This window comes from Streptomyces sp. NPDC048353, assembly GCF_055587165.1.
The window spans coordinates 727,812-739,933 of sequence record NZ_JBVJGU010000001.1; the positions used below are offsets into that span (position 1 = coordinate 727,812).

Here is a 12,122-nt window from a genome sequence, read left to right on the forward strand (position 1 = left end):
GTGCGGGAACTGATCGTCGAGGCCGACGGAGGCTCCCGGGGCAACCCGGGCCCCGCCGGTTACGGCGCCGTGGTCCTCGACCCGGTGACGGGCGAGACGCTCGCCGAGGCGGCCGAGTACATCGGCGTCGCCACCAACAACGTCGCCGAGTACCGGGGCCTGATCGCCGGGCTGAAGGCGGCGCGCGAGCTGTTCCCCGACGCGACGGTGCACGCGCGGATGGACTCCAAGCTGGTCGTCGAGCAGATGTCCGGCCGCTGGAAGATCAAGCACCCGGACATGAAGCCCCTGGCCGCCGAGGCGGCCCGGGTCTTCCCCGCCGGCCGGGTCCGCTACGAATGGATTCCGCGCGCGGAGAACAAGCACGCCGACCGCCTCGCGAACGAGGCGATGGACGCGGGCAAGCAGGGCCGGCAGTGGCAGCCCTCGGCCTCCACGGCCGGCCTGGACAGCCGCGCGGCGCGCAACGCCGCGGCCCCGGCCCCCTCGGGCCCGCCCGGCGACGCCACCGCGGGCGCGGCCCGCGCCCGAGCGGCCCTCTCCGGCGCCGGCGCGGGTGGCGGTGCGAGGAGCGGGGCGGCCCCGGACCGGGGCGCGGTCTCCGGGACGGGCGGGGCGTCCGGCGCTCCGTCCGACGGCGGGCTCTTCGCGGCCGACGAGACCGTCGCGGCCCGGGCGCGGGCGTCCCTCGCCTCGGCCGGCGCGGCCGAGCGCGAGGCGAGCGGCGCTGCCGTGGCCGGCGGTGACTTCGAGGCGGAGGCGGGGGTCCTGGCCCACGCCGGACAGGCCGCCGCGGGCTCCGTGTCCACGCCCGGCTGGGGCGCGCCCGACCTGGGGGCCCCGGCGACGTTCGTGCTGCTGCGGCACGGCGAGACCGCACTGACACCGGAGAAGCGGTTCTCCGGGAGCGGCGGGACGGATCCCGACCTGTCGGCCGCGGGGTCGCGGCAGGCCGAGGCGGTGGCCGCCGCGCTCGCCGCGCGCGGGACGGTCCAGGAGATCGTCAGTTCGCCGCTCAAGCGCTGCCGGCAGACCGCCGAGACCGTCGCCGCCCGCCTGGGCCTCGACGTCCGGATCGAGGACGGGCTGCGCGAGACCGACTTCGGCGCGTGGGAGGGCCTGACCTTCGCCGAGGTGCGGGAGCGGTACGCCGACGACCTCGACGCCTGGCTCGCCTCCCCGAAGGCCACGCCCACCGGCGGCGGGGAGAGCTTCGCGACGGTCGCGCGGCGCGTCTCGGCGACCCGCGACCGGCTGACGGCCGCCTTCGCGGGCCGGACCGTCCTGCTGGTCACGCACGTCACGCCGATCAAGACCCTGGTCCGGCTGGCGCTCGGTGCCCCGCCGGAGTCGCTGTTCCGGATGGAGCTCTCGGCCGCCTCGCTGTCGGCGGTCGCGTACTACGCCGACGGCAACGCCTCCGTACGGCTCCTGAACGACACCTCGCACCTGAGGTGACCCGCGGCCGGCGGTGAGCGGCGGGCCCGGGCAACCGGAGCCCCCCGCTCACGGCAGGGCGACCCCCAAGCACTCGGCCGGGCCACCCGGTCGCTCCGGTTCGTCGCGCCGGGTCAGGCGGGGGCGCCCTGCGGGCCCCGGGACAGTGCGGCCGCCTCGCGCGCCAGGGACTCGACCCGGGCCCAGTCGCGGGCCGCGAGGGCGTCCCCGGGCAGCATCCACGTACCGCCGACGCAGCCGACGTTCGGCAGGGCGAGGTAGGACGGAGCCGAGGCGAGCGAGATCCCGCCGGTCGGACAGAAGCGGGCCTGGGGGAGCGGCCCGGCGAGCGACCTCAGATACGGGACGCCGCCCGCCGCCTCCGCCGGGAAGAACTTCATGTCACGCACCCCCCGTTCCAGGAGGGCCACCACCTCCGAGGTGGTCGACACCCCGGGCAGGAACGGAACCCCCGACGCCCGCATGGCGTCCAGGAGGCCGTCCGTCCAGCCGGGGCTCACCAGGAAGCGCGCCCCCGCGGCGACCGCGTCCGCCACCCCCGCCGCCGAGATGACGGTGCCCGCGCCCACCACCGCGTCCGGGACCTCCGCCGCGATCGCGCGGACGGCGTCCAGCGCGGCGGGCGTCCGCAGGGTCACCTCGATCGCCGGCAGCCCGCCCGCGACGAGGGCGCGGGCGAGGGGCACGGCATCGGCGGCGTCCTCGATCACGACGACCGGGACGACAGGGGCTTCGGGGGCAAGGTCATACACGCTCGGCATGGCGCCCATCCTGCCGACGACGAGCGATCCACGCAACGAGCGTTGCGCACAGTGCAACGACGAGACGGTGGCGAGGAGACGGAAGCGTCAGTGGATCTCGTCCACGAGCACGTCGAGCACGCCCGCCTTGCCCTCCTCCACCACGTACCCGAGGTCCCGCAGCGCCGTCACCAGCTCCTCCCGCCCCGCCGGCTCCGCACCCGCCTCCAGCAGGCTCCGTACGATCCGGCCCTTCGTCGCCTTGTTGAAGTGGCTGACCACCTTCCGGGTCGGCGCGTGCAGCACCCGCACCGACGCCGTCCGCGCCGCCACCTCGCCCTTCGGCTTCCACGCCGAGGCGTACGCCGACGACCGCAGATCCAGAACGAGCCCGTCCCCCGCGGCCTCCGGCAGGACGGACGCCATCGCCCCGCGCCAGTGCGCGCCCAGCGCCCCGAGCCCCGGCAGCTTCACCCCCATCGAGCAGCGGTACGACGGGATCCGGTCGTCCACCCGGACCGCGCCCCACAGCCCCGAGAACACCAGCAGCGACGCCCGCGCCCGCTTCCGGGCCGCCGCGTCCAGCGTCGCCAGGCCCAGAGCGTCGTACAGCACACCCGTGTAGATCTCCCCGGCCGGCCGCGCCCCGGCCGTCCGCAACTCGGCGTTCTTGCCGACCTCACCGCGCAGCCCCTCGCTCAGACCGAGCACCTCGCGCGCCTTCTCCTCGTCGGCGAGGCACAGCTCCACCAGCTCGTCCATGACCGCCGCCCGCGCCCCGGCCAGACCGGGCAGCGACAGCGACTCCGGCTTGAGCGGCGCACCGCGGCCCGAGGAGGCCTTTCCTTCGGAGGGCGGCAACAGCACGAGCACGGCGGTTCTCCTTCGTACGTACGGGGTGGGGGTGCGGCCCCGACTGTTCAGCCTACAAAGCACCGCACGACCCGCCGTCCCCCGTCCACGCCCTGGGGGGCGTGGGGACCGGGCTTCGGCCAGACGCCGCTCCCTGAATCCGGCCGGATCGACACGGCACCCCTTAGGGCGCGCCGTGCCGATCCTGCCGGGGTCGCGGCGTCTGGCACCATGCCTCGCCGCGTTGTCGTCGGTCGCCAACGCTCCGCGTTGACTCCCTCCTCCGCCTTGCGATCCACGGCACCAGACGCCGCTCCCTGAATCCGGCCGGATCGACACGGCACCCCCTACGCTCGACCCATGCCCCGCCGCCCCCTTCACGTGACCGGCGCAGCCGAGGCTCCGCTGCGGGCCGCCCTGCGCGCGCTCCGCAGCGAGCCGGAGATCCCGCAGGCCTTCCCGCCCGCCGTCCTCGCCGAGGCCGAGGCCGTGGCGAAGGCACCCGCGCTCCCCGGGCAGGACGCCACCGACCTGCCGCTCCTCACCATCGACCCGCCGGACTCCACCGACCTCGACCAGGCCATGCACCTGGCCCGCCGCGCCGACGGCGGCTACCGCGTCCACTACGCCATCGCCGACGTGGCCGCCTTCGTCGCCCCCGGCTCCGCCCTCGACGCCGAGGCGCACCGCCGGATCCTCACCCTCTACTTCCCCGACGCCAAGGTGCCCCTCCACCCCGCCGTCCTCTCCGAAGGCGCCGCCAGCCTCCTGCCCGGCGAGACCCGGCCCGCGCTCCTGTGGCGGATCGACCTCGACGCCGAAGGGCGCCGGGTCGCCACCGACGTCCGCCGCGCCCTCGTCCGCAGCCGCGCCAAGCTCGACTACGCGGACGTGCAGCGGCGGATCGACACCGGCACCGCCGAGGAACCCCTCGCCCTGCTGCGCGAGATCGGCCTGCTCCGCGAGGCCCTGGAAACCGAACGCGGCGGGATCTCCCTCAACGTCCCCGAACAGGAGATCGTCGAACAGGGCCGCTCCTACTCCCTCGCCTACCGCGCCCCGCTCCCCGCCGAGGGCTGGAACGCCCAGATCTCGCTGCTCACCGGCATGGCCGCGGCCGACCTGATGACCGCCGCCGGCACCGGCATCCTCCGCACCCTGCCCACCGCCCCCGACGGCGCCGTCGCCCGCCTGCGCCGCTCCGCACACGCCCTCGGCGTCGACTGGCCGCACCACGTCTCGTACGCGGACGTGGTGCGCGCCGCCGACCCCACCGACCCGCGCCAGGCCGCCTTCCTCCAGGAGTGCACCACCCTGCTGCGCGGCGCCGGCTACACCGTCTTCACCGACGGCGACATCCCCTCCCCGGCCGTCCACGCCGCCGTCGCCGACGAGTACACCCACTGCACCGCGCCGCTGCGGCGGCTCGTCGACCGGTACGCGGGAGAGCTGTGCGTCGCCGCCGTGGCCGGAGAGGAGCCGCCGGAATGGGTACGGGCGGCGCTCGGCGCCCTCCCCGACGAGATGGCCACCGGCTCGCGGCGCGCGAACGCCGTCGAGCGCGACTCCGTCGACATCGTCGAGGCGGCGCTGATGAGCGGCCGGGTCGGCGAGATCTTCGACGCGTACGTGATCGACGTGAAGGAGCGCGAACCGGCCGTCGGGACCGTCCACCTGGACGATCCCGCGGTCGTCGCCCGCATCGAGGGCGGCACGGACCGGCTCCCGCTCGGCGAATGGCTCCGGGTCAGGCTGACGCAGGCGGACCCGGGAGCGGCGAAGGTGCGCTTCGCTCCCGCGTGACCTCCGGGGAGTCCGCGCCATGCGCAGCTCCCGTAGCCGGAGCGACCGCCGCGGCCTGCGTGGCCTGGGTGAGCGCGCGGTAGAGCGCCCGTGCGTCGTCGGCGTGGCAGCGCACGATCCGTACGGCCCGGGGCCCGCCGAGGAACCGGGGCGCGTCGAGCGGCTCGGTCAGCTCCAGGGTGAGGGAGGTCTGCGAGCCGACGGCGAGGTTCAGCTCCCCCTCCTTCTTCTCGTGGGAGAACACCAGCTCGTGCCGGACGGAGGCGATCCGGTCGAGCGGGACGAGCAGGTCGACGTGGGCGGCCTGCCGCAGACGGAGGGTGCCCGGCCCGATGACGTGCGGCCGGGTCACGGAAGCGGCGTGCAGCCCGAGGACGAAGAGCACCGTGTACACGTCGAGGACGAGGACGACGGCGTGGACGACGGGCCAGTCGGCGAGCAGGTACGACATCCCGACGGTCTCGACGAGGCAGACGAAGGCGAAGCCGTACAGGAGCGCGGCCTGGTCGCGGGCGTGCGGGAACACGCGGTCGCCGGGGCGGACACCGGCCCGGCGCCGGGCCGCCCACAGGCCGAGGCTCGCCAGCAGCCGCAGCTCGTGTCCGACGAGCCGCAGCACCGGCAGGGGCACCAGCTCCCCGAGGGCGCCGCGCGCGGAGAGCCCGCTCCGCCGGAGCCGTGCGTACACCAGGAGTCCGGCGGCGAGGAGCAGGAGACCGGCGGCCTCGGTGACGGCCAGGACGGGCGCGGGTGTCCGCACGCCGCTGACCAGACAGACGAGGAGGACGGCCTCGGCGGGCAGCAGGGCGTACCCGGTGCCGCGCAGGAGGCGGATCACGGCGGTCACCGGGACCGCTCCTGGACGAGGCGGATCGCGAGGTGGACGACGGCGGACTGGGCGGGGGAGAAGTCGCCGAAGAAGGCGTCGGTGAGCCGCCCGGACGGCAGGCCGTCCCCGTCCCCGATCTGCGCGGCGAGCGTGTCCGGCAGGATGTCGGCGAGCGCCCGGCCCGCCTCCGCGACGCGCGGGTCGTCCGCGTCCGCGTCGGCGAGGGCGTCGAGCCGGGCGTACACCTCGTGGGCACGGGCGACGATCAGCGGGTCCTCGGTCATGGCGCGCATGGCACCGATGAGCTGCGACCGCTCCTCGTCCGGGGCCACCGTGTCGAGGAGCGCCAGCAGCTCCCGGTCCTTGGCGGCCATCGGGGACTCCGGGACCTCACCGAGGCCGGCGAAGAGGCCGGCCAGCTCGGGCGAGACGGGGCCCTCGGCGGTCAGCCGCCCGGCCCTCGCCTCGCCGAGCAGATCCGCGAGGCGGGCCCGCCGCTCCCGGATGACGGCCTCCTGCCGGCCGAGGTCGGCGTCCAGCTCCTCCAGGACCTCCACCAGCTCCCGCCCGGCGTCCTCGGCGAGCACGTCCCGCACCTCGTCGAGGCCGAGGCCGAGCTCGGTCAGCCGGCGGATCCGGGCGAGGAGTACGGCGTCCCGGATGCCGTACTCGCGGTAGCCGTTGGGGCGCCGTACGGGCTCGGGCAGCAGCCCGAGGTGGTGGTAGTGCCGCACGGCCCGCGGGGTGATCCCGACGAGGGCGGCGATCTCGCCGATTCGCATGAGCCCAGTACAAACCCTGACGCTGCGACAAGGTCAAGCGGGCGCGGCGCGGCGGGTAGCATGGTCGGCACGGCAGACGAGCCGGGCGGGCGGCCGCGTGGGGATCCCCGGATCCTCCCGAGGAACGTCCGGGCTCCACAGGGCAGGGTGGTGGCTAACGGCCACCCGGGGTGACCCGCGGGACAGTGCCACAGAAAACAGACCGCCGGGGACCTCGGTCCTCGGTAAGGGTGAAACGGTGGTGTAAGAGACCACCAGCGCCTGAGGTGACTCAGGCGGCTAGGTAAACCCCACCCGGAGCAAGGTCAAGAGGGGACACCTCGGTGTCCCTGCGCGAACGATCGAGGGCGGCCCGCCCGAGTTCGCGGGTAGACCGCACGAGACCGGCGGCAACGCCGGTCCTAGATGGATGGCCGTCACCCCGACGACCGCGAGGCCCCGGGGTACAGAACCCGGCGTACAGCCCGACTCGTCTGCCGCTCACCTGCGGCTTTGCCGGAGAAAGGGCCTCTGACCTGCGTCGGAGGCCCTTTCCTGCCTTTCGGGGGGCTTGCCGCGTGGGGTAGCGACAGACACCTCACGGGGGCATGCTCACCAGCGCCGTCAACGTACGACGGCGGACGGCCGGCCCTCGCCGCGGCGCTTCGTGGCGAACCTCCGCATCATCGGCTTCTCGACCAGTTCGTACAGCGCCCACGCGGCGACGACCGAGACTGCCAGGGAGCCCAGAACGAACGCGATGGAACTCATAGGGGTCGCCCGGAAGTCGAGCCCGATGACGTGGAGGACGACCTGGATCGCGAAGAAGTGCAGGAGATAGAACGCGTAGGAGATGTTTCCCAGCCAGACCATGACCGGCCCGGACAGCAGGGAGCGGCGCTTCTGTACGTCCGACATGGCCGCCGCTGTTATCAGTACCGCGACCGGCAGGACGCCGACCGCGACGATCGCGTAGTCCTTCGGGGCGTTTAGCACCACCGCGTAGCCACCTGCGAGAACGAGCCAGGCCAGCCACAGGGGAACGGTGATCCAGCGCTTCTCCAGCACGATCCGGGCCAGCAGGATGCCGAGGGCGAACTCCCCGATGCGAGCCAGGGGAAGGACGTAGATGAACCAGTACTGCCAGGTGGTCAGTCCCTCGAACGTCACCTCTCCGACCGGGAGCAGCTTCGCCGCCTGGGGGATGGTGAAGATCAGCAGGACCACGCCGGCGACCCAACCCCACAACCGCTCCGGACGGATTCTCCGTACCGCTGTGAGCAGGAGCGGAAAGGAAAGGTAGAAGAAGGCTTCGACGGACAGGGTCCAGCTGACGAGGTTGAAGGAGAAGGTCAGGTCGAGATCGGGAATCCAGCTGTGGACGAGCAGCAGCTGCGGAAGCGCCCCGGGCAGTTGGTCACCCATCGACAGGAATATCCCCTGACCCCACCAGTTCATGAAGGCGACTCCGGCCAGAAAGCCTATGAGGTGGTTCGGGTAGATCTTGAAGAAACGGCGTCGCCAGAACTTCGGTGCAGTGTCCTGCGTGCGCGCGGACCACGTCAGTACGAATCCGCTCAGCACGAAGAATGTGGTGACCCCGACGTACCCCATCATGTACGCGACGGTGCCGATCCGTTGGCCCACCTCACCCGCCGGCAGAGCGACATACGCCACGTGCGAAACGAACACCATGCACGCCGCGATCCAACGAAGCCCGGTCAGCGAATGCAGCTGTACAGGCAGATCTGCCAAGGAATCCGGAGAAGGCGGTGCTTCCTTCTGTGCGCTGGTCATGCTCCCTCTTTCTCGACACGTGTCTTCACTCGATGCCGCTACAGCGGCAGGGAGAGCGCCACCGCGTTGTACGGCAGGTCCGGCTGCGGAGGCTGCGGGAAACGGGAGTTGGGCAGGTAGATGCGGTTGCCGTGGATGGCGGCAGCGCAGGGGGTCTCGAAGCGCGGGTCGGTGACCGTGCGGACCAGGCGGGCGTTGTGGCCGGTCGGGTCGAGGCGCAGGACCGCGAGATCGTTCATGCGGGGCGCGTACAAGGTGCGGCCGTGCAGCAGTATCCCGTTGGTGGTGGGCAGCGTGGTCCCGCCCAGGTCGATGCGGCGGGCGTCGCCGGTTGCCGGGGTGACCCGGAACAGGCTGCCGCCGTGGGCGTGGATGTTGACGACGACGAGCCCGGAACCGTCCGGGGTGGCCGCGATGCCCGTCGCGGTGAGCCCGTCCGAAGGGCCCTGGGTCCATTCGCCGCCCAGCTTCAGGGTCACCACCTGGTCGCGTGTCGGGAGCGCTCCGCGCGGCCCGAGGGGCAGGCCGAACAGCTGCCCGTTGAAGGAGTCGGTGAACCAGGCGGCGCGCGGCGTAAGGACCACGTGATCGACGAAGGTGTCGGCGTTGCCGACCTCGTACGTCTGGATGACCTTCCCCGTGATCCCGTCCATCACGGTGATCAGCCGTCCCCAGCCGCCGGCGACGAACAGCCGTTGCCGCTCGTCCACCTGCAGTCCGACGGCGTAGTAGCCCTCCCCAAGGCCCGGATTGATCACCTTGCCCTTGCCGGTGAGCAGTGACGCCCGGTAGACGGCCCCGCCGAGCAGCGAGCCGAAGTAGGCATACGGTGCCGGGCCGATGCCGATGCCGGCCGGGTGGAAGCCGTTGGGCAGGTTCAGCACATCCGGGTATCCGGTCCGGCGGCGGTCCCGGTCGGCGGCGACCGCCGTGCCGCCTCCGCTTGCGGTGCCGAACAGCACGGCGCTGCCCGCTGCCGCGCCGAAACCGAGGAAACGTCGTCGTGTCGTGTTCGTGGCGTGCATTGCGCCCCCTCCGTCAGGTCGTCGACCGCAGTGTGGGGAGGGGCACTCGGGCACCGCTTGAATCCGGCCAGGGGGCTGATGGGGCCGCGTTGACAACGTCCCTGAGCGCTCGTTCTAATGAGGGATGTGGCGCGTGGCACCGGCCAAAGAGAATTGGCCCGGCCGGTGACCGGGCGACCACCCGCACATCAGGGACCATCCCATGCGTTCTCTCCTCACAGGCTTTGCCTGACAGGCACCTCGGCGTGCCCGCACCGCTGCTCTAGTCGGCCGTGCCCTCTACTCCGTGTCCGCACTGCCAATTCCGGCAGGCCCGTTTCCAGCGCCACTGTCGCTGGTACGGCCCTATGCGCGCGCACGCACGTACCCCCACCCCCTCCTTCTTCTTTCTTCTGTCGCCTCACAAGGAGTCCGACCTCGTATGTCCTTCAATGAGTCCGTCATCGACGAGTTCCGCGCGAACCAGGGAAAGGTCGGCGGCTACTTCGAGGGCAGTGACTTGCTGCTGCTCACCACCACCGGCGCCAAGTCAGGCGAGGAGCGGACCACGCCGCTGGGCTATGTGTCCCATGGCGACGAGCTCTTGGTCGTCGGCTCCAACATGGGCGGACCCAAACACCCCGACTGGTACCACAACGTGCTCGCGAACCCGCTGGTGCAGGTGGAGATCGGCGCCGACTCCTTCGAGGCGGTCGCGGTGCCGGCCGAGGGCGCGGACCGCGACCGGCTGTTCGCGCACGTGGTGGCCGCGCAGCCGGGCTACGGCGACTACCAGAAGAACACCAGCCGTGTCCTGCCCGTGGTGGCGCTGCAGAAGAGCGACCCCGCTCCGGGCGAGGGCCCGGCGGAGGTGCGGAGCCTGGCCGACAAGGTGGTCGAGGTGCACGTGTGGCTGCGCGGCCAGCTGCGGCACGTGAGTGCCGAGGTGGACGAGTACTTCGCGAAGGCCGCCGCGCACGAGGGCGAGGGGGCGGTGCCGACAGTGGGGCTCGGGCTCCAGATCCGCCAGCACTGCCTGGCCTTCTGCCAGACGCTGGAGGTCCACCACACCGGTGAGGACGCCCACTTGTTCCCCGCGCTCGCGGCCCACAACCCGCACCTGGCGGACGTCTTCGAGCGGCTGCGGACCGAACACGTCACGGTGGCGCGGCTGCAGCAGGAGCTGAGCGCGTTGCTTTCCGACATCACCAGTGCCGACCCGGAGCGGTTCCGCAAGGAGCTGGCCCGGATGTCCTCGGAGTTGAACGCCCACCTTGATTACGAGGAGGAGTCGCTGTTGCCGCTGCTCTCCGAGATCCCCTTCCCGCCCGGGCCGCCGCCGGCCGCCTGAACGCGATGTGCCTCGGCCGGCCCCCGATGGAGGGGCCGGGCGGGGCGCCCCTACTGTTCGGCCGGGTCGGTGGAGAGTGCCCGGGCTGCGTAGGCGCTCGCGTTGGGGCCGAACTGGAGCACGATGTGCCCGGCGGCCGAGTGGACGTCCCGCCACAGCCGCTGAAGCGGTGAGTCCTCGCTGTGCCCGGCCGTCCCGGATGCCCGAAACAGCCGGTCCACGGCCCCGACCAGCAGGTCGCCCACCAGCGCACAGTCGCGCTGGGCGCGCGCCGTCTCCAGCGGGGTGATCTCCCGGCCGGAGTCGGCCACCGCAGCGACCCTCTCCAGCAGCAGGCGGGCGGCGTCGATCGAGCCCGAGGTCCGGGCCAGGGTCTCCTCGTAGAAGGCACGTCCCGGCCCCGGGCCCCCGGAGCCCGCGCGCCGCAGTTGGCGCTCCGCGTACGCGGACCAGTGCGCGAGAGCACCCTCGGCGGCGCCGAGCATCGGCAGGCAGAAGAACAGTCCGTTCACGGCGGCGAGCGGCACGGCCGGACGGTCGGCTCCGGTGCCGGCATCGGGCGCGTCCGCGGGGAGGCGCCCGGCCATCAGGTCGTCGGCCGGGAAGGACAACGCGTCGGGGACGTGGACGTCGTCGACGGTGAGGGTGTGGCTGCCGGTGGCCCGCATCCCGATATCCGACCAGGTGCGCTCGACGGCGTACGATGAGCGCGGAAGTGCGAAGATCCGCCGTTCGGCCGGGGCATCCGGGGCCTTGGCCAGTCCGAGCACCAGCGCCCAGTCGGAGTGTTCGACGGCGCTGACGTACGGCCAGGTTCCGGTCAACTGCCAGCCCCCGTCCTTCCGCAGGGCCCGGCCGCGCGGCGAGACAGAGCCGACGACCAGGGTGTCAGGACCGTCCTCCCAGAGGCGCTTGCGGCCTTCCTCGGGCAGGAAGCCCGCCATCCGGGACAGGCCGAGGGCGATGGAGGCACACCACGCGGTGGCCGGACATGCGGCCGCAATCGTGGCAACCGCGTCGGTCACGGCGGTGAAGCCCCCGCCCCGGCCGCCGTGGGCCTCGGGCACGAAGTGCCGGGCGAAGCCTGCCTGAAGCAGCGCTCGTACGACGTCCGGGTCCAGCGAGCGGGCGGCTTCGGCTGCCGTGGCCCGGCCTGCGGCGAGCGCGCTCACTGTCGCCGCTTCGGGGGCCGGGGGCGCTGACCGGATCTGGTGGGACATCAGGCGGCTCTCCTTGCGGTCGGTGCAGGCAGCCACCGTCGGCCGGACCGATCGGGCACCACTACAGGCCCGCTACAGCACCGCTGGAGCCGGGGTCGGGCCTTGGGACATATGTCACAGGGGTCTTCGGTCGACCGGTGCGGGTTCGTGTACGGCCAGTCGATATGTCCCGCTCGAACATCCGGCTAATCACCCCGGCGCGCGCTACCACAGGTCGGCGGGTGGCGGGGTAGGCGAATCGGACGCGAGTGAGGTCCGAAACAGAACCATGCCGGACGGTCGGATCTTCCTTGATAGTGACTTGACG

General features: G+C 72.8%; 10 protein-coding genes and 1 other RNA gene. 4 read left to right on the plus strand and 7 right to left on the minus strand.

Annotation, left to right across the window (positions count from 1 at the left end; all coding sequences use genetic code 11):
- Positions 1-1,458: a bifunctional RNase H/acid phosphatase gene (locus ACZ6RC_RS03230; RefSeq protein ID WP_469579428.1), complete on the plus strand. Its 1,458-nt coding sequence runs from the start codon at positions 1-3 to the stop codon at positions 1,456-1,458.
- A 113-nt stretch (positions 1,459-1,571) separates the two neighbouring features.
- Here the strand turns inward: ACZ6RC_RS03230 and eda are convergent, their stop codons facing one another.
- Positions 1,572-2,219, minus strand: coding sequence for a bifunctional 4-hydroxy-2-oxoglutarate aldolase/2-dehydro-3-deoxy-phosphogluconate aldolase (gene eda / locus ACZ6RC_RS03235; protein ID WP_469578957.1), 648 nt, complete (start codon positions 2,217-2,219; stop codon positions 1,572-1,574).
- A gap of 87 nt (positions 2,220-2,306) precedes the next feature.
- Entirely contained in the window at positions 2,307-3,071 is a 765-nt protein-coding gene (gene yaaA, locus ACZ6RC_RS03240; protein WP_469578958.1) for a peroxide stress protein YaaA, read from the minus strand.
- Between the two features lie 339 nt (positions 3,072-3,410).
- Between yaaA and ACZ6RC_RS03245 the strand changes: the two genes are divergently transcribed.
- A complete protein-coding gene (locus tag ACZ6RC_RS03245; RefSeq protein WP_469578960.1) occupies positions 3,411-4,853 on the plus strand; it encodes an RNB domain-containing ribonuclease in 1,443 nt (480 codons plus the stop codon).
- Here ACZ6RC_RS03245 and ACZ6RC_RS03250 read toward each other — a convergent pair.
- Positions 4,798-5,700 (minus strand): hypothetical protein, encoded by a 903-nt coding sequence (locus ACZ6RC_RS03250; RefSeq protein WP_469578961.1) that lies wholly within the window; start codon positions 5,698-5,700, stop codon positions 4,798-4,800. The genes ACZ6RC_RS03245 and ACZ6RC_RS03250 overlap by 56 nt on opposite strands.
- Positions 5,697-6,464 carry a MerR family transcriptional regulator gene (locus ACZ6RC_RS03255; RefSeq protein ID WP_391140954.1) on the minus strand — a complete coding sequence of 256 codons (768 nt, stop codon included), beginning with the start codon at positions 6,462-6,464 and terminating at the stop codon, positions 5,697-5,699. The genes ACZ6RC_RS03250 and ACZ6RC_RS03255 overlap by 4 nt, the downstream gene beginning before the upstream one ends.
- Positions 6,465-6,541: 77 nt before the next feature.
- Here ACZ6RC_RS03255 and rnpB point away from each other — a divergent pair.
- Positions 6,542-6,940: RNase P RNA component class A (gene rnpB, locus ACZ6RC_RS03260), an RNA gene on the plus strand.
- A 127-nt stretch (positions 6,941-7,067) separates the two neighbouring features.
- On the opposite strand, the gene ACZ6RC_RS03265 is transcribed toward rnpB, so the two are convergent.
- On the minus strand, positions 7,068-8,240 hold the full coding sequence (locus ACZ6RC_RS03265; RefSeq protein WP_469578963.1) for an acyltransferase family protein: 1,173 nt from the start codon (positions 8,238-8,240) through the stop codon (positions 7,068-7,070).
- A gap of 38 nt (positions 8,241-8,278) precedes the next feature.
- Positions 8,279-9,265, minus strand: a complete 987-nt coding sequence (locus tag ACZ6RC_RS03270; protein ID WP_469578965.1) for an NHL repeat-containing protein — start codon at positions 9,263-9,265, stop codon at positions 8,279-8,281.
- A 421-nt stretch (positions 9,266-9,686) separates the two neighbouring features.
- On the opposite strand from ACZ6RC_RS03270, the gene ACZ6RC_RS03275 reads away from it, so the two are divergent.
- The gene (locus ACZ6RC_RS03275; protein ID WP_469578967.1) at positions 9,687-10,595 is read left to right on the plus strand and encodes a nitroreductase/quinone reductase family protein; all 909 of its coding nucleotides are present in this window, start codon (positions 9,687-9,689) and stop codon (positions 10,593-10,595) included.
- Positions 10,596-10,645: 50 nt separating this feature from the next.
- On the opposite strand, the gene ACZ6RC_RS03280 is transcribed toward ACZ6RC_RS03275, so the two are convergent.
- Positions 10,646-11,815 carry an acyl-CoA dehydrogenase family protein gene (locus ACZ6RC_RS03280; protein WP_469578968.1) on the minus strand — a complete coding sequence of 390 codons (1,170 nt, stop codon included), beginning with the start codon at positions 11,813-11,815 and terminating at the stop codon, positions 10,646-10,648.
- Between the last annotated feature and the right edge of the window lie 307 nt (positions 11,816-12,122).

Coding starts and splice junctions, on each gene's coding strand:
- eda (WP_469578957.1), bottom strand. CDS start 2,219: ATGCCGAGCGTGTATGACCTTGCCCCCGAAGCCCCTGTCGTCCCGGTC.
- ACZ6RC_RS03245 (WP_469578960.1), top strand. CDS start 3,411: ATGCCCCGCCGCCCCCTTCACGTGACCGGCGCAGCCGAGGCTCCGCTG.
- ACZ6RC_RS03255 (WP_391140954.1), bottom strand. CDS start 6,464: ATGCGAATCGGCGAGATCGCCGCCCTCGTCGGGATCACCCCGCGGGCC.
- ACZ6RC_RS03265 (WP_469578963.1), bottom strand. CDS start 8,240: ATGACCAGCGCACAGAAGGAAGCACCGCCTTCTCCGGATTCCTTGGCA.
- ACZ6RC_RS03270 (WP_469578965.1), bottom strand. CDS start 9,265: ATGCACGCCACGAACACGACACGACGACGTTTCCTCGGTTTCGGCGCG.
- ACZ6RC_RS03275 (WP_469578967.1), top strand. CDS start 9,687: ATGTCCTTCAATGAGTCCGTCATCGACGAGTTCCGCGCGAACCAGGGA.
- ACZ6RC_RS03280 (WP_469578968.1), bottom strand. CDS start 11,815: ATGTCCCACCAGATCCGGTCAGCGCCCCCGGCCCCCGAAGCGGCGACA.